The organism is Salimicrobium humidisoli, assembly GCF_002295105.1.
Classification (GTDB): domain Bacteria; phylum Bacillota; class Bacilli; order Bacillales; family Halobacillaceae; genus Salimicrobium; species Salimicrobium humidisoli.
In genome coordinates this window covers 1-25,781 of the sequence record NZ_NSGH01000012.1, presented here as the reverse complement: position 1 = coordinate 25,781, position 25,781 = coordinate 1, and the positions used below count along the sequence as shown (strand labels likewise).

Below are 25,781 nucleotides of genomic sequence, written 5' to 3'. Positions count from 1 at the left end.
ATGATTATGGAATTAGCAAACAGAGTACAGACGTTGACACCTTCCAGCACACTGGCTATTACGGCTAAAGCGAAAGCTTTGAAACAGGAAGGACATGACGTGATCGGTCTCGGGGCGGGAGAACCTGATTTCAACACCCCGGAGTATATACTCAAGGCGGCCAAACAGGCCATGGATGAAGGACTGACAAAGTACACTCCCTCCGGAGGGATCCCGGAACTCCGAAAAGCGGTAGCCGACAAATTGAAAAAAGATCAGGGACTCGAGTACAATGAAAACCAGATCATTGTAACGACGGGGGCAAAACACGCCCTTTTCACTTTATTCCAGGTACTTCTTAATCCGGGAGATGAAGTAGTCATCCCGGCACCGTACTGGGTCAGTTATCCGGAACAGGTGAAGCTTGCGGGAGGAAAACCGGTATTCGTGAAAGCGGGGGAGGAGAACGAATTTAAAATCACCCCCGACCAGCTCAGAGATGTCATCACTTCCAGAACCAAAGCTGTCATCATCAATTCCCCGAGCAACCCTACAGGTATGATGTACACAAGGGAAGAATTGGAAAAACTCGGAGAAGTGGTGCGGGAAAAAGATCTTCTCGTCGTATCCGATGAAATTTATGAGAAACTGGTATATACCGAGGATCCTCACGTCTCCATGGCGCAGTTGTCGGATGACTTATACGGACGTACGGTAGTGATCAATGGAGTATCCAAATCCCATTCCATGACGGGGTGGAGAATCGGTTACGCAGCAGGACCCGGGGAGATCATTAAAGCTATGACAAGTCTGGCTTCACATTCAACCTCGAACCCCACATCCATAGCCCAGCATGCTGCTCTGGCAGCTTATTCCGGCGGGGAAGACGAGGTAATGAAAATGAGAGAAGCCTTCAGGGAACGTCTGGACGTTTTTTATGAAAGACTCATAAACCTTCCCGGCATCAGTTGCGAAAAACCGAAGGGAGCTTTTTACTTATTCCCGAACGTCAAAGAAGCTGCTTCCAATTGCGGCTTCCGGGACGTAGATGCATTCGTGGAAGCGCTCCTTGAAGAAGAGAAGGTGGCTCTTGTACCGGGGTCGGGTTTCGGTTCCGAAAATAACGTACGACTGTCGTATGCGACATCCATGGATAACCTGAATAAAGCGGCAGACAGAATAGAAAAATTTCTAAAGACACATCATAAGTAAGGAAGGGACATTCAGTTATGGCTAAAACTACGATTCAAAACGTATCCAGACATTTAAATGAGGAAGTTACTATTGGGGCCTGGATCCATAATAAGCGTTCAAGCGGTAAAATAGCGTTTCTGCAACTCCGTGACGGCACAGGATTCATTCAGGGAGTAGTAGGAAAGAATGACCTGGGGGAAGATAAGTTCAATAAAGCAAAAACTCTGTCCCAGGAAACGTCGTTATACGTTACGGGCACGGTAGTGGAAGACAAGCGGTCTCCGCTTGGATTTGAACTGCAGATAAGCGATTTCTCCATCATTCAGGAAGCGGAGGACTACCCCATCACACCGAAAGAACACGGTACGGAATTTCTGATGGACCATCGTCACCTGTGGCTTCGCTCCAAAAAACAGCATGCCGTGATGAAAGTGAGAAATGAAATCATCCGGGCGACTTATGAGTTTTTCAATGATAACGGTTATGTCAAAATCGATCCTCCGATTTTGACGGGTTCTTCTGCAGAGGGGACGACAGAACTGTTCCATACGAAATATTTTGATGAGGAAGCTTATCTATCGCAGAGTGGCCAGCTTTACCTGGAAGCGGCTGCTATGGCTTTCAATAAGGTGTTCAGTTTTGGACCTACATTCCGTGCGGAGAAATCGAAAACACGCCGGCATTTGATAGAGTTCTGGATGATTGAACCCGAGATGGCATTTATGGATCACGAGGACAGCCTGGAGGTGCAGGAGGAATATGTCTCGTACATCGTACAATCCGTACTGCGGAATTGTAAAATGGAGCTTGAGGTTCTGGAAAGAGACCTGACTTCCCTCGAGAAGATCGAGGCGCCTTTTCCACGGATTACTTATGACGATGCTATCCAACTGCTGAAGGATAAAGGGTTCACGGATATCGACTGGGGCGATGACTTCGGTGCTCCGCATGAAACGGCGATTGCGGACAGTTATGAGAAACCGGTCTTCATTACCCACTTTCCGACAGAAATCAAAGCTTTCTATATGAAACCGGATCCGGAACGTGCGGACGTGGCCTTATGTGCAGATCTTATTGCTCCGGAAGGATACGGTGAAATCATCGGCGGATCTCAGCGCATTGACGACCTGGAGCTGATGAAACAGCGTTATGAAGAACACAATCTTACCGGGGATGCTTATCAGTGGTACCTGCAGCTTCGTCAGTACGGCAGCGTACCGCATTCCGGTTTTGGACTGGGGCTTGAGAGAACGGTCGCCTGGATAGCCGGAGTCGAACACGTCAGGGAAACGATACCGTTTCCTCGTCTGTTGAACCGTTTATACCCATAATTGTGCAGTGGCTGTCAGGCACCGGGAATTACCGGTGCCTGATATTTCACTTGAATGTGCAGGTCATCTCCGGCATTAGAAGAAACGGAAGATGGAGGTTTAGTATTTTTAAAGAGAGGGATCATCATGACGAAGAACCAACCTTACGAATATATACTGCAGACTCAGCTGACCCTCCCGCAACAATTGGTTACCGGGTATAAAGCTTTAGGGATGAATGAAACAGAACTGGCAATCGTACTTCAGCTATTCCGTTTCAAGCAGGAAGGAGTGAATTTTCCTACTCCGGAGGAAATAGCCGAATATTTGACTGTGTCTGAAGAGGAATGTTCCAATCTGCTTCGCTCCTTAATACAAAAAGGAATAGTCGAAATACTGCATGAAAAAGGGCCTGAAGGGATCATTCAGGAAACTTACTCCCTTGAACCTCTTTTCGTATTACTATTCCAGAAGCAGCAGGCCAGGAAAGAATCTTCGTCAGATATGAAAGAGTCGCTGTTTCCGTTATTTGAAAAGGAATTCGGAAGACCTTTATCCCCGTTCGAAATAGAAACGATTAATATCTGGCTTGATGAGGAGAACTATAAAGAAGATCTGATTAAAGCTGCGTTACGGGAAGCTGTTCTGATGGGAAAAATGAATTTCAAATACATTGACCGTATTTTGTCGGAATGGGAGCGGAAGGGTATCCGGACGATAAAACAGGCTCAGAACCACGGGAAACAGTTCAGAAACGGTCAGAAACCGAACTTTACTTCATCAAATTCAAAACGGGACACGTCCCTGTACTACAATTGGCTGGAAGAAGAATAAAGGAGAAGAGATGCTTACTTTAAAACAGATACGATATTGCCTGGATATACTGGAGGAGATGTACCCGGATGCAGACTGCGAGTTATCCCATTCGAACGCCTTTGAACTGCTGGTGGCCGTGATTTTATCGGCTCAGGCTACAGATAATCTCGTGAACAAAGTGACACCGGATCTTTTCAGGAAGTACAAAAGTCCGGAGGATATAGCTGCTGTCGAAACAGAAGAGTTGGAAAAAGATATAAAATCGATCGGTCTCTACAGAAGCAAGGCGAAAAATCTGAAGAAGATGGCCACGACGCTTCTGGAACGTTTCGATGGAGAAGTACCGGAAAGTAAAGAGTCACTGGAATCCCTGGCAGGAGTGGGCAGGAAAACGGCAAATGTGGTGGCTTCGGTCGCTTTTGGGGAACCTGCGATTGCAGTGGATACTCATGTGGAGCGGGTGTCGAAACGATTAGGTATCTGCCGCTGGAAAGATTCAGTGTTGCAGGTGGAGAAGACTCTGATGAAAAAGGTGCCGAAAGAAGAGTGGAGTGCTACACATCATCGACTCATTTTTTTCGGAAGGTACCATTGCAGAGCAAAAACTCCCCGGTGTGAGGAGTGTCCGCTTCTTTCGCTGTGCCGGGAAGGACAGAAACGAATGAAACAGAAAAAATGAGTACCGGTGCTTATGAAAAGCGCCGGTACTCATTTTTGTTTTCAGTAAATGACCTTGCTGAAAAGCATATACAAACAAATTTTTATAGTGTAAAAATTAACGTATGGAGGAATTGTCACGTCGTGTGACGGGATGTATATTCAGTGGGTTTTCAATCAGTGGAGTCATTGTCTTGGCGACGATTGCTGTTTCTCTCAGTTGAACTTTCTTCTGTTTCGGAAGGGGTAGTCGTCTGATTATCCGAATTACTGTCGGACTCTGAAGGATTGGAATTTTCATCCGGGGATTCAGAGTTCTCTTGAGAAGTATCCGGAGTTTCACTGTCGGTATTCGAGGAACGTTCATTTGAATCACCTGTGCCGGAGGACGGGTCGGAGCTTTCTTCCTGGGCGTCTGAACCGCTATTCTGTCCCGGAGATGATTCGGTATTTCTCTCGGATGAGCTGTTGTAGGAATTACTTTCTTCATTATCTGATTCAGTAGCCGGTGTCTCCGTCTCGCTGCTCTGTTCCGGAGAATTGGAACTGCTGCCGTTTCTCTGACCGGAATCGCTGCTTTCTTCTTCTGAAGAACCGCCGGAATTGTTACTTGAGGAAGGGGCGGGATCCTGTTCCGAGTTACCTGAGTCTTCCTGGGGGGCGGGAGCACTGTCTGAACTTCCGTTACCAGCGTCTGCACCGGAGCCTTCGCCTGAAGAGCCGGAGCTTTGATTACTTTCCTGACCGGAATCGCTGTTTCCTTCTTCGGATGAACCGTTGTACTGTTCATCAGAACCGTTGCCGGACTGTGTATCCGTTTCCTGATTTTCTTCTTCCGACGGTTCGGAATCATCACTGTTGTCCTGGGAATTATTGTTGCTTTCTTCGGAAGAGTTGTTATTCTGGCTGTCTGAACCATTCCCTTCACTTTCCGAATTGTTATTTTGAGCCCCGGAACTGCTGTCTTCCTCCGGGGCCTCGTTATTTTGGCTGTCTGATTCATTATTCTGATTTCCGGAACTATCATTTTGACTGTCCGATTCGCTGTTCCCGGAGTCGTTATTTTCGCTGTCCGACTCATTACTCGGACTATCGGTATCATTGTTCTGACCGTCCGATCCGCCATTTTCGGAGCCGCTGTCTTCACTGTCGGTCTCTTCATTGCCGGAACCGGAATCTTCGTTCTCTTCTCCGGCACCGTTCTCGTTCCCGGAGTCTTCATCCGTATTACTGTCTTCGTTATTTCCGGTGTTGTCTGAATCTTCGTTTTCTTCCTCACTGCTGTTTTCTTCATCTTCGTTACTTTGTTCCTCATCAGTAGATTCTTCAGCAGGTTCACTTTCCTGTTCCGGAACCTGTACGGAAGTGTTCTTTGAATCACTGTCCGAAGAAGAACCGTCCCCGAGGACCGTCACAGAGATGTTGTAGGTCTTACCAGGATCCGGGGAGCTTATTTCATAGCTTGTATCCCCGGTCGAGGCAGAGTCGCCCCCGGTCGCCGAAACATAAAAATCGGCGCTTTCCGGATAAGACCACGTTACATCGATGCTGTCAGAATCTTTGTCATAAGAAGCAGATAGACCGCTGACCGGGTCCATCTGCTGATATTGAGCTGATACGTCGGAGGGCTGATTATCAACGTGAAACAGTTCCGTTACGATTTCGGAAGATGGAGTGTAGGAGCTCGGCAGTTTTGCCGGCCGGGAGTCTTCTTCCACTTCTACTTCCACTACACTGTCAGGTTGTTTGAAGTCTTCCGTATCTTTGTCTTCGGACAGCTCTTTCATAAGATGTCGGAACATCTGTTTCGGAACATCCTTACCACTTTCATTATCTATAGAGGACCTGTCCTGGTTCCCGGTCCAGACGGAAATAGAGTAGTCTGTCGTATAACCGTTGAACCAGGCATCCACTTCTTTGTTCGTAGTACCCGTTTTACCGGCCATAGGGAGGCCCGGAACTTTAGCAGCTGTACCCGTCCCGCTCTCCACGGCAGTTTTCAGCATGGAGGTGACCATGTACGCTGTATAGTCTTTCATGGCGGAGACCGGTTCAGGTGTAAGATCTACGGTACCATTATCAGGTGTCTCCACTTTCCTTACAGCATACGGCTCATTATAGACTCCTTCATTACCGAAGGCGGCATAAGCCCCGGACATCTGAATAGGCGTCACTTCCTGGGTACCGAGAGCATCACCAAGTTCCATAGGTCCTTCGCCGAAGGAAACACCGAGCTTATTGGCAAAGTCACTGGCACGACTCGGTCCTACAGCATCGAGTGCTTTTACCGCAGGGATGTTGATGGACTGGGCGAGTGCTTCACGTATGGACATCCAGCCACGGTGTTCATCGTCGAAGTTGGAAGGGGAGTAGCCGTTGAAATCCGTCTCCTCATCTTTCAGCTGGTGATACGTCGACCATTTTTCATGTTCTATGACCGGGCCATACGCTGCGATCGGTTTCATCGTCGAACCTGCCTGTCTCGGATCGTCAGTGGCAAAATTCAGATTGCCGGATACGTAGTTTCTTCCGCCGCCTATGGCGCGGATCGCACCGGTTTGGGTGTCAACGACGGATACGGCACTTTGAAGGGACTCGGTCGGCCAGCTCACAGGTCCTTCCCCGTTCATAGCTTCCTGAGTGAGCTGCTGGGCTTCAGGATCCAGAGTAGTATAAATTTTAAGTCCGTCTTTGAAAATGTTCACATCTTCCATTTTACTTTCGACTTCCTTCTGAACCTGATCCACGAATGCCTGAAATTTCTTCGTTTTTTCCGTCCTTTCGGCAAGCATCGAAGAAATATCGGTCTGGCGCGCTTTTTCTGCTTCCTCTTCCGAAATCTTGCCGTGACTTACCATTAAATGAAGGACAGTACTCATTCTGTCTTTGGCAAGATCAGGGTTCTCGTACGGGTCGTAGCCGCTCGGACGCTGAGGAAGACCGGCAAGCAAAGCGGATTCTGCCAGTGTCAGTTCACTCAGATCCGATTTATTGAAGTAAGTTTTGGCGGCTTCGGCAACACCGTAGGCACCCTGACCGAAATATATTTTATTGACGTACATTTCGAAAATTCTTTCCTTTTCGTATTCACGGTCGAGTTTCAGTGCCAGGTACTGCTCCTGAACTTTCCTCTCCAGGGTTTTATCGGAAGTGAGGAGGGACTGTTTGATCACCTGCTGGGTGATAGTACTGGCACCTTCCGAACCGAAACCTTCTGTGATGTTGGCCCATATAGCGGCAAGTATACGCCGAAGATCGATGCCGCTGTGCTCGAAGAAGCGGACGTCTTCCGTCGCGAGCACGGAATTTACGTATGTCTCCGGAAGGTCCTCATAATTGATCCTCGTCCGGCGCTCTTCACCGCCGACATTGACGGCGAACTCATCATTCATGTCCATAATTTTTGAAGAGAAAGGAGCCTGCAGCTCGGATGCCTTGAGTTCCGGAGCGTTCGAAGCATAATAGGCGAACAGGGCGGTCACCCCGAGTCCTATGACGACTCCTGCAATTAATATAATAGCGATAATCTTTTTGAATTTGGACGAACCCGCGAACGTACTCTTCTTACTCTTCGCTTTTCGTCTGTTCAACTGCTGGCGTCGTTCTTTTCGTGAGTTGTAGTTATTAGCCATTCAATTTTCCTCCAATTTCTCCAGAACCATGTCTACAGCTTTCAAATAGTCCAGTCTTGCCTGAAAGTGAAAAGGTATCACGTACGCTTTCTCCTTGACCGTCTGATAAGGGATCGATTTACGCCCTCCGCGTTCCTGGTTATTCCAGTATTCGATAATATATTCACTTTCCATCAGGTAGGTCTCCTCCAGTGGGGCAAACCGGATAATGATAAAGGACAGACCGCGCTGGTGAATCACCTGTTCCATGTGAGCAATCTGATGGGCGTGGATGTTACTCAAGGGGAAAGATGTCTTATTTCTCGTTTCTTTCGCTTCGAAATCCACATGATATCCTTTATACACTCCGTTGTAATCCGTAGTCGATGCCTGTTTGAAATAAGCTTCTTTGATTACGGCGGCGCTTCTCTTCGGGTAATCGACGTTAACGATCTGCACGGGTGTAGGTTTTTTATGGATGCTTGCTATATTCCTGGAAAGGTAGTATAAATTCGCTCTGTTCAAGTCCTCTTCAAGCGTCATGCCCCTGTTGCTGTATTTATCAGCTGAGGAAGCAGGAGCGGTGTTGGCACGGGATACCCTCTTTTTACTTCCGTTCGGATATCGCATCATCATATCCTCCTCCTGGAATTCTCACTTTATTATACGTGGTTCATCCCCAAACGACAAATATAAATTCTTCCATGAATACGGATACAGCAGTATTTCTTTCAAAGGAATACCCATTTACCTCTGTAAGCCCGAAAAAAGGAGAGGGAGAGGAGGACCGGTGCGAAAGAACCTCTCCAAATCATCAGGAAACATGAAGAAAGGGCCGGATGGTGAGAAAGTTACATCTTTGTGAACAGAGAGGAGGTCCTGTCCGGGAGAAGGATTTACCAGCTTCACAAATCATGCTACTCTTAATGGGGAAAAGGAGGGTATGGATGAGTCTGAAAAAAAGAACACGTACGCTTAAAGAGTCTCTGGATGAGCTGCACGAGCGGTACACTTCACACACCGGACCGGTGGACCGGACGGATCACGAGTTTTTTGAAAAAGTGAAAAATGAAACAGCACCTTATTTCGAGCTGGTCCAGAAATGGTACGAAGAAGTGGAACCGTTTGTAAAGGAAAGAGACGTAACCGTACATCCGAATCAGATTAAATCGACGCATGAAAACATAGAAATGCTTATTCTTCATTCCTATTATCTTGACGTGGATAAGAACAGGTACAAAGATCTTCATCAGTCCTCCCACTACGTATTGGACATGGTGCTGGATAATCTCTGAAGGTCGAATGCAAACGCTTTACAAAAGAACGCTTGTTTTATATAATGAGTATCCCTAACAGAGGAGGGGATACGATGGTAACGAGAGATGAGTTGATCCAGAAAGCGATAGATATACGGAAGAGAGCGTACGTACCCTATTCCGAATTTCCGGTGGGAGCCGCAGTGCTCACGAAAAGCGGTGAGGTGTACGAAGGAGTGAATATCGAAAATGCCGCTTATCCGACGAGCTGCTGTGCCGAACGGGTGGCTATTTTCAAAGCTGTGGCAGACGGCCACTATGATTTCGAGACGCTGGCAGTCACTGCAGACACAGATCGCCCGGTTCCTCCGTGCGGCTCCTGCAGACAGGTGATGAGTGAGTTCTTCGATTCCGACACAGTGATACACACGACTAATGCGAAGGGTCAGATCAAATCGATGACGATGGAAGAACTTCTGCCTTTTTCTTTCACTCCGGAAGACCTTAACAAATGAACAGTTCTCACTCCGGCCCACTAAAGCTATAATAGTTTTAGTGGGTTTTCATTGAAAAACAACCGCGGACAGATTGACAGGTGTTGAATAAGGAAGGAAGAGGGAGGTGGAGCCGAATTGGACAGACGCCTGGTCGTAACAGGGTATAAGTCTCACGAAATGGGAATCTTCCAGGAGGAGGACAGGCGGGTGCTGTTTATAAAAGAGGCCATCCGGAGAAGACTCGTCGCTTTTCTCGAGGACGGAGGAGAATGGGTCCTCGTCTCCTGCCAGCCGGGTGTAGAATTCTGGACAGCCCAGGTCGTGCTGGCGTTGAAAGAAGATTACGACGTGTCTCTGGCGGTTCTTCCTCCTTTTGAAGGTGCGGAAGAGCGCTGGCCCGAAGATATCCAGATGGCTTTTCAGGAAATAAAAGAAGATGCGGATTTTTATAAGACGGTCTACAAAGGCGGCTATCAGGGTGCTTTTCAGTTCAAAGCGAAAGACCGTTTTTTGATCGAGCATTCTGACAGAGCGCTTGTTCTTTACGATGAAGAGACTCCCGGAACTCCCAAATTCTTTCTGGAAATGGCCCGTTTTGCCGAAGGTTATGAAATAGAGCGGATCACCCCGGAGGATCTTCAGGATACTGTAGAAGAACTGGAGTGGACGAGCCCTGAACTGTTTGAAGGAGGAAATCCCGATTGACAGACGCACCCAGTTTTGAAAGAATATAAGTACTCGCAGGATAAGAGGTGAATGGAATGACGGAAGATCGGTTTCATTTGACGGGAAAAGAAATACTGGAAAAAGATTTCAAAACGTCGATGAGAGGTTATAATCAGGAAGAAGTCGATGAATACCTCGACCTGGTTATCCAGGATTATGAACAGTATGAGCAAATGATCAAGGATTTAAAAGAAGAGAATGACCGGCTCAAGAAGAATCGATCCATTTCGAAGGATCCGGTCCAGCCCGAAAAAAGGGAAACGAGATCGATGAAGTCCGGCAACCAGGTGAACTACGATATTTTGAAACGTCTGTCCAACCTGGAGAAGGAAGTATTCGGTTCCCGTGAATATCAGGATGATCAGGAATAAATTGTTCCATGACAATTGTCCGGGAATCTGATAAAATGAACTTTCGCAACATGGGAGATGCTGAGGTAATCGCTGCCGATGGCAGAGGAAAGTCCATGCTCGCACAAGCTGAGATTGCTTGTAGTGTTCGTGCCAGACGAAATCATAAGTCTGGGTAGTGCCAAGCACTAACGGCAGAGAAAAGACCTGTGTCCCGGATGGGATATGGTCTGACTATCTTGAAAGTGCCACAGTGACGGAGCCGAAGTAGAAATACTTCGGGTGGAACGAGGTAAACCCCTCGAGCGAGCAACCCAAACTTAGGTAGGGGCACTCTTTCGAAGGAATGAAACGGAGAAAGAGGCCGGCATCGCCGGCAGATAGATGATTACCACCGGAGTACGAGGTTTGACCACCGCCGGCAGTACAAAGGTACAGAACATGGCTTACCAGGCATCTCCCGGTCATACATAAGATATGTCACCTCCTTTATGGTAGGATTACCGTAATGGAGGTTTTTTCTTTAAGACTGCAATTCAGCCGCAGGAGGAAGGTCGAATGGGGAACTATCTATTTTGAATATAAGGATGTGATATCGATGGATAAAATTACGCTTATAGCTACAGCCGCGATGGGACTTGAAGGGATCGTCGGGCAGGAACTGAGGGACCTCGGGTATGAAAACGTGAGGGTGGAGAACAGCCGTGCTGTCTTTGAAGCCCGCCCTTCCGATATACCGAGAGTGAACTTATGGCTCCGTTTCGCCGACCGGGTGAAGCTTCTCGTCGGTAAGTTCAACGCCTACAGTTTCGACGAACTGTTCGAAAATACGAAAGCTCTTCCATGGGAACAGTTCATCTCGGAGGACGGAGAGTTTCCGGTCATCGGAAAATCCAAAAAATCGAAACTATACAGCGTCCCCGACTGCCAGGCTATCGTGAAAAAGGCGATTGTAGAACGTATGAAGCAGAAGTACGGTATCGCGGACAGGCTGGAGGAGACGGGGGCATTTTATCGTGTGGAAGTGGATATCAATAAAGACGAGGTGTGGCTCACACTGGACACCTCGGGTTCCGGTCTCCATAAGCGGGGGTATCGAGTAGGCCAGGGGGAGGCTCCTTTAAAAGAAACGCTGGCCGCCGCGCTCATACAGGTGACGAACTGGAGAGGGGATGCCCCTTTCGTCGATCTCTTCTGCGGCTCCGGTACGATACCGATAGAAGCGGCGCTTATCGGGCAGAACATTGCTCCCGGGTTCAACCGGGAATTCGCTTCGGAAAACTGGTCATTCGTCAGTGACAGGTACTGGGATGCAGCTTTTGAAGAGGCTGAAGACAAAGCGCAGTATGATCACCCTCTCAATATACAGGGGATGGATATCGATCCGAAGATGATAGAAATATCGAAAGCCAACGCTATGGAAGCGGGACTCGGAGATTTGATCCCTTTTAAACAGATGCAGGCGAGGGACTTCAAACCCGTGGAGAAAGGCGGCTATCTCGTTTCCAACCCGCCGTATGGCGAAAGGATAGGAGACAGGAAAGAGGTGGAGAAAACGTACCGCCAGCTCGGAGGGACGATGAAAGATTTCCCGACGTGGAGTGTTTATATACTTACCGCCCATCCTCAGTTCGAAAAGGTATACGGTACGGAAGCTACGAAGAAGAGAAAATTGTTCAACGGCTTTATAGAAACGAATTACTACCAGTTCTTCGGAAAAAAATAATTGTAAAACCCGCTTTCTGAATGCACAGAAAGCGGGTTTTTTAAACTTCTCCTTTAACGATTCTTATTAATACTTAGTAGCAACTCCGAAATAAAAACAAAAAACCGATCTGTTAAATCTGCGTTATCACTCATATAAATGAGTTTGAAGCGCTTCTTTAGCCAGTCGGTCTGCCGTTTTATTTTCTTTTTCCGGAATCCACTTCATAAATACGAAAGAGAACTGTTCGGCCAGCTTTAGCAATTGCTCATGGTAGGGTAGAAAATCTTTGTTTTTGCATCGGCCGGTCTCGAATGTTTCAACAACTATTTTAGAATCCGTTCTCAAAGAAATGATTTCTCCCGGATAAAGGTCCCTGCAGATTTTGAGCGCGAAACAGGCACTTGCAAATTCCGCTTCATGATTAGAAAGTGTGCCGAGGTATGAAGTACGGTACACTTTCTCGTGGTTGTTTTTTATATAAACCCCGGAGTAACTGACTCCGGGGTTTCCTTTTGTGGCAGCGTCTGTGTAAACTTCTATCACAATCGTCACTCCTTGAATGAAAAGGATTTTGCTGCATATAGAAAAGGCGTATCCAGCAGTGACACGAGGAACTTGATGAAATAGGTGGTCCAGAAAATCTCAAGCCAGACGTCAAAAGGATACAGACCGTAAAAGGCTATACCGCAGAATACGGCAGTGTCGAGCAGCTGGCTGATCATCGTCGAGCCGTTGTTCCGGATCCACAGCTGGCTATCTTTCGGGAACATTCTTTTTAACAGGGCATACAGCCACACATCGAAGTACTGGCTCACGATATAAGCGAGAAGACTCCCGATGGCAATCTGCGGAACGATGCCGAACAGTGCTTCCAGTCCCGACTGGGCGATGTCACTTTCAGCCGGTATGAATCTGATCGAGAACTGCATCATGATAGTCATGGTGATCAGTGCGGAGAATCCGAGCCACACTGCTTTTTTTGCAGAATCTTTTCCGTATTTTTCGTTCAGAATGTCTGTCGCGAGAAAAGCTGTCCCATAAATAATATTACCGAGGGTGGCAGTCAGTCCGAATAATTCAACTGTCTTCACTACCTGAATATTTGCGACAACAGTAGCCATACCGATCCATACGAACAGGCCGTATTTACCGAAAATCCGGTAAATCACGAGAAGCATACTGAAATTGACCAGGGCGAAAATAATCCATAATAATTCATTCGTCATAATACTTTTCCTCCTTAGTTTTGGTAACGCGGGAGTTTGCGAACCGCGAAATCCTGACAAAGTAACATTATACGCAGAAGAAAGTAAGGTTGCAACGTATGAATAAAATGGGAGCATTCTGAAATCAAATAAAAAGCCGTCCCGGACTGGTTTGTATAAACGAAGCCAGACCGGGAAGACTTACCAGACTCAAAAGGACAATATAAATCCAAATAAAAAAGCAACAGCTCAATGCTGTTGCTTTTGGGACATTTGATTTATTGTTTAACAACGTTAGCCGCTTGTGGGCCACGGTCGCCTTCTACGATTTCGAAAGTAACTTCTTGACCTTCTTCAAGAGACTTGAAACCTTCTTCTTGGATAGCGGAGAAGTGTACGAATACGTCGTTACCTTCCTCTACCTGAATGAAGCCATAACCTTTTTCTGCGTTAAACCATTTTACTGTACCGTTTTGCATTATTAAATCCTCCTAGATCTTGCACGTAACACGTGATATTACAAATATGATGCGGAACATAACAAAATGTCCTAACAAAAGTGCGGAATACAAAAGCATAAGCACTTCTCATTAGGAGTTACCTTTGTTTTATGATTCCAAACATCTTATTTGCTTACTTAATAATATATCGTAATTATTAGTATTAGTCAAGGAAGTGTTCGAAAAAATTTCAAATTCTTATTAAGAAATATTATAATAGAATATATTCCGGGAGGTGACAACGATGAACATCAATATTGGACTCACAGGGTGGAGCGATCATCCATCTTTGTATGAAGAGTCTGTAAGGTCCCATGAAAAACTGCAGGCGTATGCGTCTCATTTTCCGGTGGTGGAAGTGGACACGGCTTTTTATGCTATTCAAAAACAGACCTACTACGAAAAATGGGTGAAGGATACTCCGCGGAATTTCTCTTTTGTAATCAAAGCTTTCAGGGGACTGACCGGACACGACCGGGAGAAAAGGTCGAAGCAGGAACTTCACGAGCTGATGGAGGCTTATAAGGAATCGATTGAACCGGTCGTTAAAGCAGGGAAGCTGAATGTTTTATTATTCCAGTTCCCACCCTGGTTCGATGTGAAGAAGGAGAACATTCAGAAACTGAGGCAGATCAGAGAATGGCTCAGGGATTATCCCGTAGCCATCGAATTCCGGAATCAGAGCTGGTACAGGGAGGCATACCGGGAGAGGACGCTTTCGTTTCTGGAAGAAGAAGGATTTATCCATACGGTGTGCGACGAGCCTCAGGCGGGCGAAGGGTCGGTTCCGGCTGTCGTTCGGGCGACGAATAAGGATAAGACTTTAATAAGGCTGCACGGGCGCAACGTGCACGGATGGGAAAAAAACGGACACAAAGATTGGAGAGCCGTCCGCTTTCTGTATAACTATAATGAGGAAGAACTGAAAAGCTGGGTTCCTTCCATAGAGAAACTTTTGAAGGAATCGAACTCCGTCACTATGCTCTTCAATAACAACTCAGGGCACGATGCCGCTGCCAACGCTAAAGAAATGATGGAGCATTTGGGAGTATCATACGAAGGGCTGAACCCTCGTCAGCTCGGTCTGTTCTGAGTATCGGCGGGGGAGCCCGCTCCCGGGCGGACGTCTTCTGGCAGAATGATTTTAAAACCTTTCGCAAATAGTGAAAAGGCTGTATCCTTATAGGAGGCGGGGGCGGAGAATGATGATTCCAAAGTACTGCTCTACTTATGAAGGAGGCGATGAAGGATGAATGAACAGGCATACCTGGATCTCTGCAGACATATTTTACATAATGGTAAGGACAAAGGGGACAGAACAGGAACGGGGACGAGGTCGGTGTTCGGATATCAGATGAGGTTCGATCTGAAAGAAGGCTTTCCTCTCCTGACTACAAAAAGAGTACCATTCCGGCTGGTATGGAGCGAGCTGCTGTGGTTTATAAAGGGGGACACCAACATAAGGTTCCTTCTTGAGAATAATAATAACATCTGGAACGAATGGGCGTTTGAAAGCTGGATCACAAGCAGTAAATACGATGGGCCGGATATGAGCGACTTCGGCCGAAGAAGACTCACAGACGAAAGCTTTGCCGCAGACTACGAAAAAGAGATGGACAGATTCAAGCGGAGGATTCTTGAAGATGATGATTTCGCTAAAGAATTCGGGAACCTTGGTAATGTGTATGGAAAACAGTGGAGGGCCTGGAGGACTTCGGACGGCAATGTGATCGACCAGCTGAAAGAAGTGATCCATTCCATTAAAACGAATCCTGATTCCAGGAGACATATCGTAACAGCCTGGGACCCCGAAGATGTGCCGGGGAACATGGCTCTGCCTCCCTGTCACACGATGTTCCAGTTTTACGTGCAGAATGGGGAGTTATCCTGTCAGTTGTATCAGAGGAGCGGGGACACGTTCCTCGGCGTCCCTTTCAACATTGCAAGTTACGCTCTTCTGACGCATCTGATTGCGAATGAATGCGGATTGGAACCAGGGGAATTCGTGCATACTCTCGGGGATGCGCACATTTACCACAATCACTTCGAGCAGATAGAGAAGCAGCTGTCCAGGGACCCTGAACCGCTCCCTGAGCTGCATATATACTCCCCCGACAAATCTATATTCGATTTGTCCATCGAAGACGTGGGGATTGAAGGTTACCATCCGCATCCGGGCATAAAAGCACCTGTAGCAGTATAGGAGGGAGAATATGATTTCGTTTATTTTTGCAATGGATAACAACAGATTGATAGGGAAAGACAATGATCTTCCCTGGCATATTCCGAATGACTTCAAGTTTTTCAAGACGAAAACGATGCACTCCACCGTTATCATGGGCAGGAAGACGTTCGAATCTCTCGGCGGTCCTCTTCCGAAACGGGAGCACATCATCATCACAAAAGATGAAAACTACGAAGCGGGCGACTGTACCGTAGTCCATTCCGTGGACGAAATACGGGCTATCACTTCCGGAGATCCCGAGAAAGAATGGTTTGTGATCGGCGGGACGGTACTGTTCGAATCAATGCTTGGAGATGTGGACCGGATGTATGTCACGCATATCGATCACACTTTCGAAGGCGACACTTATTTTCCGGAAATCGACTGGTCGCAGTGGGAACTTACGGACAAAGAAAAAGGAGCGCGGGATGAGAAGAATCCGTACGACTACTTTTTCTGTATTTATGACAGGAAATGATAAATCGGTAGAGACATAAAGCGATTTCCGTGATATGATGAACGAAACGAACTTATGTTCATCAGGGCTTCCGGTCAGGTTTTAAAATCCTGCGGCTGGAACCAATATGTATATTAAAGAGGTGAATCCACGTGGCATCTATAGGGGTACCAGGTTTAATTTTAATTTTGGTTATAGCGTTGGTTATTTTCGGACCTTCGAAACTTCCGGAGATCGGTAAAGCTTTCGGAACGACGCTGAAAGAGTTCAAGAACGCCACCGGTGATATTATGTCCGACGATTCGAAGAAATCCTCGGATAAAGAGAACAAGTAAGGAGATGCGTAGATGTAAGGGATATCCTTACATCTACTTTTTTGTTTCATTTCGACAGGGAGGGTGAACATTGGCCGATCAGGAGATGAATTATGTAGAACATTTAGGCGAGTTACGAAAAAGAATTATCCTGACGCTGGTGACGTTTATAGCATTTTTCGTCGTGGGCTTTCTTTATCATCGACCTATACAGGCTTATTTTTTAAATGACGTATCATTCGAGCTTCATATGACGAGCCCGGGTGAAATCATATGGATCGTATTCACGATTGCGTCCATCATTGCGATAGCAGCTACGCTTCCGATGTTTTCATTCCAGCTGTGGCTGTTCATCAGACCGGCACTTACAAAAGTGGAGAAACGTGTATCGCTCATGTACATACCCTTTATCTTTATTCTGTTTATCGCCGGGCTGGTATTCGGGTATTTTATTTTCATTAAATTCATTATGCCGTTTCTTCTCGATTTGAACGACGGTATGTTCACGGAAATTTATACAGTGGAAAGGTACTTCAAGTTTCTTTTCCGGGTCACTGTACCGTTCGCCGTATTTTTTGAGATTCCTCTCATTCTGATGTTTCTGACGAGTCTCGGTATAGTGAACCCCCAGTTTCTCATAAAAATCAGGAAGTATGCTTATCTCATACTTGTGATCATGGGCACGATTCTGTCTCCGCCTGACTTTATCCTGCAGCTGGTGGTAGCCGTACCGCTGATTCTGCTGTATGAAATCAGTATCATCCTTTCCCGGATCGTTTTCCGGAAGCGGATGAAGCGACAGCGGGAGTACCTGGATGAAGATTAGACGCTGACCCCCGGTCGGCGTTCTTTTTTGTAACGGAGAGAAAAGCATGATAAAACAGTAATACGATAGTGTAGGGAGGAATTGTATATGAAACGTTCATTTTACCATTATATGATGAGGTTCCGGGGTGATTTGAAAGAGGGACCCGAAAAGAAGCTGGCTGACTGGATGTTTCATGAGCACAGCTTTCCGAAACAGTCTGCTGCTTACGATGAACTTAGTGCATATCTCGAGTATCACAGTCCATTCCCGGGGGCGCTCGCTGCTTTCGACCATTTGTACGATTCTTATCTGGAAGAAGAAAGGTAGGAGAACAAATGAAAATCATTCATACGGCCGACTGGCATTTAGGAAAAATCATTTACAAACAGCATCTGACCGAAGACCAGAACGAAGTTATTCAGCAGTTTCTGAAAATATGTGAGGAAGAACAGCCGGATGCCGTCATTATTGCAGGAGATCTGTACGACCGGGCCATCCCGCCTAAAGAAGCGGTGAAAGTGCTGAACGATACGCTGCTTCACCTGCGGAAGCTGGATGTGCCGGTTCTTATGATCTCCGGTAACCATGACAGCAGTGAACGGCTTGCGTTCGGGACGTCCCTCTTTGAACTTGGAGGCGTCCACTTACATACGGAACTGAAAGAAAACCGGGAACCGGTCGTACTTCACGATGAAGAGGGCCCGGTATATTTCCATCTTATTCCGTACATAGAACCTGCAGAAGCGCAGGCAGTGTTCAGGGAGAAAGAGATTACGACTCACCAGGAGGCTTATGAGGCGATCGTCGAAGACATCCGGGGGAGGTTCGACATGAGTGAGCGTCATGTGCTCATAGGCCACGCTTTCATACAGGGCGGAATGGAGAGCGATTCCGAAGAGAGACTGACGATGATGGGCGGGACGCCGTATGTGGAGGCGGAACTGTTTCACGACTTCTCCTACGTAGCTCTCGGTCACCTCCACCAGCCCCAGCGCGTAGGTTCTCCCTACATCCGTTACAGCGGTTCTCCGTTCAAATACTCCTTCTCAGAAGTGACGCACTATAAATCGCTCACTGTAGCAGACCTCCACCGGGGGGAGACGAGCACCCGGCAGACCCCTCTCACACCCGAGAGGGATCTCGAAACAGTGGAAGGCTATTTCAGCGATCTGATGAAAGGGGAGGCTGCTTCGAACCCTCGTAATTACCTAAATATACGACTGCTTGATGACGGAGAAATACTTGACCCCGTCGGACAGCTTAAAACGGTCTACCCGAATGTCCTTCATCTGGAGCGGAAAGGGATCACCGGTTCTTTTCGCGAAGAGGATCTCGAAAAGGTGAGGGAAAAGCGTGATAAAGCTCCGATTGACGTTATGGCGGAGTACTACGAACTGGTGAGAGACGAAGCCCTCTCCGAAGACAAAAAAGAGATTCTGCAGCAGATAATCGAAGATATCAGACAGTCGGAAAGGAAGGAATAAGAATGGAAATCACGGAGTTGACTATACAGGCCTTTGGTCCCTATAAACACAGGCAGACCATTTCTTTTGAGAAACTGAAACAGTACCCTATATTTCTTATCACAGGTCCGACAGGTGCAGGAAAGACGACGGTGTTCGATGCCATCTGTTTCGCTCTGTACGGCAAGGCGAGCGGCAGCGACCGCGATCAGGAAACCCTGCGGAGTCAGCTGTCCAGGCCCGAAGAGAAGACCTTTGTCTCTTTTACATTCCGCATCAATAATAAGACTTATGCGCTTGAAAGAGCCCCGAAACAGATAGTGGCGAAACAGAGAGGGGAAGGGACGAAGGAAGAGCCGGCCAGAGCCGAACTGTATTTCGATCCGGAAGGGGGGCGTCAGCTTCTGGCTTCGAAAGTGAGGGAGGTCGATCAGCTTGTCGAGGATATGCTCGGGTTAAATTACGAGCAGTTCCGCAAGATGATGATGATACCTCAGGGAGAGTTCCGTAAGCTCATCTCCGAAAACAGCCGGGAACGGGAAGAGGTGCTGCGTAAAATTTTCGACACGAGCCTGTATATGGACGTCACGGAAAGGCTCAAACAGAAGAGAGCGGGCCTCGAGGGGGAAATCACGAAGTCGAGGGATAGGGCGAAGGACATCCTGGCCCGCCTTTATTTAGATGAAGAAGAGCTGCCCGAACATCCGGCCGATGCCGTCAGCCGTATACAGCAGGATATCGACGGAAAAAATGAGCTGATTACGCGGATCGGCGAACAGAAAAATGCACAGGAGAAAGCGAAAAACGAAATTGAAGAAAAGCTAAAGAAAATCGAACAGCATAATGAACTGGTGAAGGAGCGCGAGGATTACGCGAAGAGTCGGACTGAAATCGAGGCTCGGAAACAGGAGATCGAAAAGAAAAAGAGCAGAGTCGCCAAAGGGGAGGAAGCAGCCAAACTCGAAGTTTACGACAAACAGGTGAGAGAGGCCGAAAACTCCCTTACGGAATTGGAACAGCAAAGAGATGCGACGAAGAAGGCGTTTGCCGAAGTCGAACAACAAAAGGATAGAAAACAAAAAGAACAGAAAAAATGTGATGAGAAAGAAGAAGAGCGCCTGCAGCTGAAACGGAAAATGGACCGCCTTGAAGAAGACAGGGAACGGTTTCCTGAAATAAGGGAGAAAGAGAAATATGCAGCTGTGAAAAAGCAGAGGAAAGAAGAGCTGAAAAAAGAACTTCACCAGCAAAAGGAAAGCGGGAGACGCTGCAGACAGAAAGAGAAAGACCTCTCCGACAGACTTGTACAATTTCAGGGAATAGATCAGAAGTACTTTGAGTGTAATGGAAAGGTCGACCGGCAGGAGGGTGAGAAAAAAACATTGAACCGTTTATATAGCTCCGCGGCGAAATGGGCGGAGAAGCAGAAAGAACGGGAAAAGCAGGAAGCCTTTCTCCGGGAGAAAAGAGAGGAAAGGATCCATAAAGAAAAAGAATGGACGACTTTGACTTCCTCCCAGAAAGAACACCAGGCTTATCTTTTGATGCTTGAACTCGTCCCCGGCGAGCCTTGTCCGGTATGCGGCTCCGACCACCATCCGTCGCCTGCCCGTCCGGAAGAAGCGGTGGATGAAGAGATGATAGAAGCGGCGGAGAAAGCGGTGAAGCAGTTGAAAGAACAGGAAGATCAGCTGCAGAAGAACGTGTACCGGGTGAAAGCGGAGGAAGAAGCGAAGAAACAGGAACTGGAAGCGAACGGATATGAAGTGGAAAAAACCCCGGCGGAAGAAGTCGCCGCAAAGCTGGACGAAGAGATCAAAGAGGTGACGCGCACGCTTCACACCCTGAAGAAAGAAACAGAGAGTCTAAAGGCGAAAACAAAAGAAAGAGAGGAAACGGAACGGACGTACAGAGAAGTCCAAAAATCGCTGGAAGAGAAGAGGGAGCAATACGAGAATCTGAAAGAGCAGTATGATGCCACAGAAAGAGAGATTTACGAGAAGGAAGCAGAACTGAAGGAATTCTATCGTTCCCTGTCGCAGTTCGGCAGCGTCGAGGAACTGACTTCTGATATGCTGGAGCGTATGTATGAAGATATCAGGGCCCGGTACGAGAAAATGACGCAAGATAAGCAGCGGATCGATGAAGAGCTGTCCCGTCTCGCCGAAAAATTGAGCGGTCTTGAGGGGACGATGAAACAGCAGAAAGAGACGTATGAGAAAGCGGAAAAAACAGTGCGGGACACTCGGGAACAATTCAAACAGATGTTTGAAGAGACTTCTTTTTCAAGTGTGGAAGACTACGAAGAGAGTAAAATAACATCCGGTGAAGTGGAAGCTGTTAAGAAAGAGATTCAGGACTATGAAAACAGTAAAAATATCATCGAAAGCCGTTTGAAAGAACTCGAGGAAAAAATCGGTGAAGATGCCTCGTATATCCCGACCGATTCTCTGACACTCAGAAGACAGGAAATTACGGAAGAAATGAACAATATTCAGGAAAGACTCACTCAGAAGGAATATGAGAAAACTCATAATGAGAAATCGCTGCGGGAACTGCAGGCCGTCCTGAAAGAGCAGGGGGGTAAGGAGGAGCTGTTTTATGAAGTCGGAGATCTCGCCCGTATGACGAACGGTGATAACCCGCTCCGGCTTTCTCTTGAGAGATACGTACTCGCATCCTATCTGGATGAAATCCTTCTTCAGGCGAATCAGCGGCTCCAGGTGATGACCGACTACCGCTATCAGTTGAAGCGGAGTGAAGAAATCGCGAAACGGGGAGCTCAAAGCGGGCTGGACCTCGAAGTGATGGATCAGTACACAGGGCTTGAAAGATCGGTGCGTACACTGTCCGGAGGTGAAGGGTTCAAGGCCGCTTTAAGTCTTGCTCTCGGTATGGCGGACGTCGTCCAGTCCCATGCCGGAGGTATCCAGTTAAATACGCTGTTCATCGACGAAGGTTTCGGGACTCTCGATGATATTTCCCTGCAGCAGGCGATCGAATGTCTAAAATCACTGCAGGACGGGAATCGTCTGTTAGGAATCATTTCACACGTCCCGCAGCTCAAAGAGGAAATACCCGTACAGATGCAGGTGAGTGCTTCAGGCAGCGGGTCAAGTGTCACGATCAAATACAGCTGAGGAGGAATTCATATGGCTACTCCCTTTTCAATGGGATGGGTACTTATTACCGAAGGAAAAGAAAAAAGACTGGATCCGGATGATAATCTGTTTGAAGTGACGTTCGACGGATACCAGCTGTTCCCGATGCATGAACATCTGGAAGTGAGACGTCATCTGAAATCAGACCAGATCGGAACGGCCAACATCGAGCAGCTGACGCTGAAAGACGGCAGGACAATCTGTCATTACCGGCTGGTCTCCCTGTATTCGGTCAACTGAACAGAAGGATCTGCCTGATTTTTAATAAGTGGACAGGGGGAAGTAAAAGTGATCGATCTGAACAACGACTGGAACCCGCTCCTGCAGCCGGAACAGGACAAGACGTACTACCGGCAGTTGCGGTCTTTCCTGAAAGAAGAATACGGAACGAAGGAAATATATCCTCCGATGCATGACATTTTCAATGCACTTCAGACTACCGGGTATGAAGATACAAAAGTGGTCATCCTCGGTCAGGACCCCTACCACGGCCCGGGGCAGGCACATGGCTACAGTTTCTCGGTGAGGCCCGGTGTCACCATTCCGCCGTCCCTCCGGAACATATTCAAGGAGCTCGAGGAAGACGTGGGGGTACCGGCACCTTCCGGAGGCTCTCTTCTGCCGTGGGCGGAAGAGGGTGTGTTACTGATGAACAACGTTCTCACCGTCCGCCGCGGGGAAGCTCATTCCCACCAGGGGAAAGGGTGGGAGCAGTTCACGGATAAAGTGATTGAGGTGTTGAATGAACGAGAGACACCGGTCGTGTTTTTCCTGTGGGGGAGAGCCGCCCGTCAGAAAGCGGACGGAGTCGACAGGGATAAGCATTTCGTCATCGAAAGTTCTCATCCGAGTCCCTTCGCCGCGCACAAAGGTTTCTTCGGAAGCAGACCGTTCAGCCGGGCCAATGCGTTCCTCGAGGAAAAAGGCCGTTCCCCCGTGAACTGGGAACTTCCCTGAAGTAGCCGGCCGTCTTTGCAGTAAGCACGAAAATTGATATTTTTCGTTAATTCAGAAACAATGTAATTGGAACGAATTAGTATGGAGGGGTTCATTTGGCACAGCAACTGAAGACAGCAACATTCGCAGGCGGGTGCTTCTGGTGTATGGTAGAGCCTTTTGACGAAAGGCCCGGTATCCATTCCATCACCTCAGGCTACACGGGAGGGGACGTGGAAAACCCGACCTACATGCAGGTAGTGGCGACGGACACAGGACATAGGGAAGCCGTAGAAATCGTTTATGACCCTGAGGTTTTCCCTTATCGCCGACTGCTTGATATTTTCTGGACACAGATCGATCCTACTGACGATAAAGGTCAATTCGCCGATCGCGGATTTTCCTATACGACAGCCATCTACTATCATGATGAAGAACAGAAGCAGCTCGCTGAAGAAAGTAAGAGAGAGCTCGAAGCTTCCGGGAAATTCCGCAATCCTATCGTAACTCCCGTACTGCCGGCCAGTAAGTTTTACGAAGCGGAAAAGGAACACCAGGACTACTACAAGAAAAACAGGTTCCACTATAAAATGTACAAAAAAGGTTCAGGGAGGGCGAAATTTATCAAAGATCATTGGAAACTTGACAAGAATAAAGAGGATCTGAAAAACAGCCTGACGGATATCCAGTACAAAGTGACCCAGGAAAATGCAACGGAACGGCCGTTCCAGAATGAATATCACGATCACGAAGAAGACGGAATATATGTGGATGTCGTATCCGGAGAACCGTTGTTTTCTTCCACAGATAAATACGATGCCGGATGCGGATGGCCCAGTTTTACCAAACCTATGGAAAAACAGCAGGTCGAAGAAGAAGTCGATCAGACCCACGGTATGATCCGTACGGAAGTGCGCAGTTCTCAGGCGGACTCCCATCTCGGTCACGTATTCGAGGACGGTCCTAAGGACCAGGGCGGTCTAAGGTACTGCATCAACTCCGCGGCACTTACGTTCATTCCTAAAAACGAAATGCAGGAAAAGGGATACGGAGATTATCTTTATTTATTCAGATAACGGGTATTCATTCCCTGAAGAAAAAGCAGAGCTTTTTCTTCTACATAATAGACAGAAATAGTACGGATCACGTACCATATAAGAAAAAGAGGAGAGATTCGGATGATCCATAAAACGTGGGAAAACAATGAGACAGTTAAACGTATCAAATGCGTACACAACAATGCAGAGAAATTTGTAGTGGATAATGTGCTCACTCCGGGGAAAATCTATGACGTAAAAAACGAGAGTGAGGAATTTTACTTCATTATCGACGACTCAGGAAGAATGGGCGGTTTTTATAAGAATTATTTCGAAGAGGATTAATAAAAAAATGCGAGAATTTGAAATTTAGCTCATTTATGGATGCCCTTATTTAGCTCATTTATGGATGCCCTTATGCTGGAGAAGAACAGCATGAAGGCATCCTTTTTATGTTAGTGTATTCAGGGGGATAGGGTGAACTGAACAAACATGTATGAGAAGAATTGCGACAACCGACGAGTTTTTTTAATAAAAGGGGAGGACTCAGCAGAACTATGGTATGTTTCTCGTCCAATTTAAACACTGTTAGCTTACGTCGAATCAACCGGAATATTTAATCGAATAGAATGAATGATATCTTCAATAAGTTTGTTTGAATCAGTCTAAGTTCCATCATGCTTTTAAGTGTTATATTCAGTTTAGGCTTATTTCACTAAAGTATGAAGTCTTGCTTGTACTTACTTTATTATCAAATTATAAAGACTTGTAGAAATTTATTTATATAAAATTTGAAATGTATAGGAAAAGAAGACGATATCCAATTTAAAGGAGGTCTACGTAATGCCACCAATTGAAGAGGGAGAAAATTCAATTGATTTAGGTGCTAATTTAAAAAGAGGTTTGGAATATGTTGGTGGGCGTTTGAAGATTACAAATGAAAAACTGTACTTTTATCCCCACTTTTTGAATATCCAAAAAAGGAAACTAGTGATTGCTATAAACGAAATCAAAACAGTTAATAAAGGAAGAATACTAGGTATATCTCCTAATGGTGTAGTTATACATCTTAAGGATGGCACCAGTCATAAATTTACTATTGGAATGCCTTGGTCGAACAAAAAAGCAGAAATCATTAATTATATCGATAGTTTAATTGCTTGATTTGAAAACACAATTAAACAAAGACCTTAGACGCGTTCAGAATATGCAACTTAAACCTTGAACTATGAGTCTGCAACAAACGGGCCAGCGTGACAAGTTTTGAGATAAACACTTTCAGCGTGAAAACACAGAAAGTTAATAAATAAGCTTCAACTTTACAACTAAGGATTGGAGCGTGTTGAAGGGGTAATATTGTTAAGTATCGGTATCAAAACTTCAAAGTTATGAACCTTAATAATGATAAAAAGATTGCTGAATATTTAATAATTTAATGATCATCGGATGACGTACAATAGTTTGTGTAAAGCTCTTGAAGACAAAAAAAGAGGTAGGGTATCCTCATAGTTAACGACCAAATCAACTCATGAAAGGGGATCCCCTACCTATGTCTACAAGTATAGGACAAAA

General features: G+C 46.7%; 27 protein-coding genes and 1 other RNA gene. 23 read left to right on the top strand and 5 right to left on the bottom strand.

Annotated features, from left to right (window positions below):
• Positions 1–6: 6 nt before the first annotated feature.
• The 4 genes from CKW00_RS08600 (at position 7) to nth (ending at position 3,978) form a co-directional block, all read left to right on the top strand.
• The gene (locus tag CKW00_RS08600; RefSeq protein ID WP_095822245.1) at positions 7–1,191 is read left to right on the top strand and encodes a pyridoxal phosphate-dependent aminotransferase; all 1,185 of its coding nucleotides are present in this window, start codon (positions 7–9) and stop codon (positions 1,189–1,191) included.
• Between the two features lie 17 nt (positions 1,192–1,208).
• Entirely contained in the window at positions 1,209–2,504 is a 1,296-nt protein-coding gene (gene asnS, locus CKW00_RS08595) for an asparagine--tRNA ligase (protein ID WP_095822244.1), read from the top strand.
• Between the two features lie 126 nt (positions 2,505–2,630).
• The gene (locus tag CKW00_RS08590; RefSeq protein WP_095822243.1) at positions 2,631–3,317 is read left to right on the top strand and encodes a DnaD domain-containing protein; all 687 of its coding nucleotides are present in this window, start codon (positions 2,631–2,633) and stop codon (positions 3,315–3,317) included.
• Between the two features lie 10 nt (positions 3,318–3,327).
• Positions 3,328–3,978: an endonuclease III gene (gene nth, locus CKW00_RS08585; RefSeq protein WP_095822242.1), complete on the top strand. Its 651-nt coding sequence runs from the start codon at positions 3,328–3,330 to the stop codon at positions 3,976–3,978.
• Positions 3,979–4,129: 151 nt separating this feature from the next.
• Here nth and CKW00_RS08580 read toward each other — a convergent pair whose 3' ends face one another.
• Both CKW00_RS08580 and recU read right to left on the bottom strand, forming a co-directional pair.
• Positions 4,130–7,588: a PBP1A family penicillin-binding protein gene (locus CKW00_RS08580; RefSeq protein WP_095822241.1), complete on the bottom strand. Its 3,459-nt coding sequence runs from the start codon at positions 7,586–7,588 to the stop codon at positions 4,130–4,132.
• The gene (gene recU, locus CKW00_RS08575; protein WP_095822305.1) at positions 7,589–8,197 is read right to left on the bottom strand and encodes a Holliday junction resolvase RecU; all 609 of its coding nucleotides are present in this window, start codon (positions 8,195–8,197) and stop codon (positions 7,589–7,591) included.
• A gap of 317 nt (positions 8,198–8,514) precedes the next feature.
• Here recU and CKW00_RS08570 point away from each other — a divergent pair, with 317 nt between their 5' ends.
• From CKW00_RS08570 to CKW00_RS08545, 6 genes are all read left to right on the top strand, one after another.
• Positions 8,515–8,862, top strand: coding sequence for a DUF1798 family protein (locus CKW00_RS08570; RefSeq protein WP_095822240.1), 348 nt, complete (start codon positions 8,515–8,517; stop codon positions 8,860–8,862).
• A gap of 74 nt (positions 8,863–8,936) precedes the next feature.
• Positions 8,937–9,338 carry a cytidine deaminase gene (gene cdd / locus CKW00_RS08565; RefSeq protein ID WP_095822239.1) on the top strand — a complete coding sequence of 134 codons (402 nt, stop codon included), beginning with the start codon at positions 8,937–8,939 and terminating at the stop codon, positions 9,336–9,338.
• A 117-nt stretch (positions 9,339–9,455) separates the two neighbouring features.
• A complete protein-coding gene (locus CKW00_RS08560) occupies positions 9,456–10,025 on the top strand; it encodes an SLOG family protein (protein ID WP_095822238.1) in 570 nt (189 codons plus the stop codon).
• Positions 10,026–10,081: 56 nt separating this feature from the next.
• Positions 10,082–10,417, top strand: coding sequence for a cell division regulator GpsB (gene gpsB, locus CKW00_RS08555; RefSeq protein WP_095822237.1), 336 nt, complete (start codon positions 10,082–10,084; stop codon positions 10,415–10,417).
• Between the two features lie 57 nt (positions 10,418–10,474).
• An RNA gene (gene rnpB / locus CKW00_RS08550) (RNase P RNA component class B) lies at positions 10,475–10,849 on the top strand.
• A gap of 145 nt (positions 10,850–10,994) precedes the next feature.
• Entirely contained in the window at positions 10,995–12,122 is a 1,128-nt protein-coding gene (locus tag CKW00_RS08545) for a THUMP domain-containing class I SAM-dependent RNA methyltransferase (protein WP_095822236.1), read from the top strand.
• 126 nt (positions 12,123–12,248) lie between these two features.
• Here CKW00_RS08545 and CKW00_RS08540 read toward each other — a convergent pair whose 3' ends face one another.
• The 3 genes from CKW00_RS08540 to CKW00_RS08530 form a co-directional block, all read right to left on the bottom strand.
• A complete protein-coding gene (locus CKW00_RS08540; protein WP_008587579.1) occupies positions 12,249–12,647 on the bottom strand; it encodes a ribonuclease HI family protein in 399 nt (132 codons plus the stop codon).
• A 5-nt stretch (positions 12,648–12,652) separates the two neighbouring features.
• Positions 12,653–13,330, bottom strand: coding sequence for a queuosine precursor transporter (locus tag CKW00_RS08535; RefSeq protein ID WP_008587581.1), 678 nt, complete (start codon positions 13,328–13,330; stop codon positions 12,653–12,655).
• A gap of 257 nt (positions 13,331–13,587) precedes the next feature.
• Positions 13,588–13,788 (bottom strand): cold-shock protein, encoded by a 201-nt coding sequence (locus CKW00_RS08530; RefSeq protein WP_008587582.1) that lies wholly within the window; start codon positions 13,786–13,788, stop codon positions 13,588–13,590.
• Between the two features lie 265 nt (positions 13,789–14,053).
• Between CKW00_RS08530 and CKW00_RS08525 the strand changes: the two genes are divergently transcribed.
• The 13 genes from CKW00_RS08525 to CKW00_RS08465 all read left to right on the top strand — a co-directional run bounded on the left by CKW00_RS08525 (position 14,054) and on the right by CKW00_RS08465 (position 25,373).
• Positions 14,054–14,902: a DUF72 domain-containing protein gene (locus CKW00_RS08525; protein ID WP_095822235.1), complete on the top strand. Its 849-nt coding sequence runs from the start codon at positions 14,054–14,056 to the stop codon at positions 14,900–14,902.
• Between the two features lie 156 nt (positions 14,903–15,058).
• Positions 15,059–16,012 carry a thymidylate synthase gene (locus CKW00_RS08520; RefSeq protein ID WP_095822234.1) on the top strand — a complete coding sequence of 318 codons (954 nt, stop codon included), beginning with the start codon at positions 15,059–15,061 and terminating at the stop codon, positions 16,010–16,012.
• A gap of 10 nt (positions 16,013–16,022) precedes the next feature.
• Positions 16,023–16,511 carry a dihydrofolate reductase gene (locus CKW00_RS08515; RefSeq protein ID WP_095822233.1) on the top strand — a complete coding sequence of 163 codons (489 nt, stop codon included), beginning with the start codon at positions 16,023–16,025 and terminating at the stop codon, positions 16,509–16,511.
• Positions 16,512–16,642: 131 nt separating this feature from the next.
• Positions 16,643–16,825, top strand: coding sequence for a twin-arginine translocase TatA/TatE family subunit (locus tag CKW00_RS08510; protein ID WP_008587590.1), 183 nt, complete (start codon positions 16,643–16,645; stop codon positions 16,823–16,825).
• 85 nt (positions 16,826–16,910) lie between these two features.
• On the top strand, positions 16,911–17,630 hold the full coding sequence (gene tatC, locus CKW00_RS08505; RefSeq protein WP_040609097.1) for a twin-arginine translocase subunit TatC: 720 nt from the start codon (positions 16,911–16,913) through the stop codon (positions 17,628–17,630).
• An 87-nt stretch (positions 17,631–17,717) separates the two neighbouring features.
• Positions 17,718–17,939: a YozE family protein gene (locus CKW00_RS08500; protein WP_008587593.1), complete on the top strand. Its 222-nt coding sequence runs from the start codon at positions 17,718–17,720 to the stop codon at positions 17,937–17,939.
• A gap of 8 nt (positions 17,940–17,947) precedes the next feature.
• On the top strand, positions 17,948–19,096 hold the full coding sequence (locus tag CKW00_RS08495) for an exonuclease SbcCD subunit D (RefSeq protein WP_095822232.1): 1,149 nt from the start codon (positions 17,948–17,950) through the stop codon (positions 19,094–19,096).
• Positions 19,097–19,098: 2 nt separating this feature from the next.
• The gene (locus tag CKW00_RS08490) at positions 19,099–22,215 is read left to right on the top strand and encodes an AAA family ATPase (protein ID WP_095822231.1); all 3,117 of its coding nucleotides are present in this window, start codon (positions 19,099–19,101) and stop codon (positions 22,213–22,215) included.
• Between the two features lie 12 nt (positions 22,216–22,227).
• The gene (locus CKW00_RS08485) at positions 22,228–22,476 is read left to right on the top strand and encodes a DUF2584 domain-containing protein (protein ID WP_008587599.1); all 249 of its coding nucleotides are present in this window, start codon (positions 22,228–22,230) and stop codon (positions 22,474–22,476) included.
• Positions 22,477–22,524: 48 nt separating this feature from the next.
• A complete protein-coding gene (locus CKW00_RS08480) occupies positions 22,525–23,193 on the top strand; it encodes a uracil-DNA glycosylase (protein WP_008587601.1) in 669 nt (222 codons plus the stop codon).
• Positions 23,194–23,288: 95 nt separating this feature from the next.
• The gene (msrB, locus tag CKW00_RS08475; RefSeq protein ID WP_095822230.1) at positions 23,289–24,248 is read left to right on the top strand and encodes a peptide-methionine (R)-S-oxide reductase MsrB; all 960 of its coding nucleotides are present in this window, start codon (positions 23,289–23,291) and stop codon (positions 24,246–24,248) included.
• 102 nt (positions 24,249–24,350) lie between these two features.
• On the top strand, positions 24,351–24,554 hold the full coding sequence (locus tag CKW00_RS08470) for a DUF6501 family protein (protein WP_008587605.1): 204 nt from the start codon (positions 24,351–24,353) through the stop codon (positions 24,552–24,554).
• Between the two features lie 498 nt (positions 24,555–25,052).
• Entirely contained in the window at positions 25,053–25,373 is a 321-nt protein-coding gene (locus tag CKW00_RS08465; RefSeq protein ID WP_008587607.1) for a GRAM domain-containing protein, read from the top strand.
• Positions 25,374–25,781 lie beyond the last annotated feature (408 nt).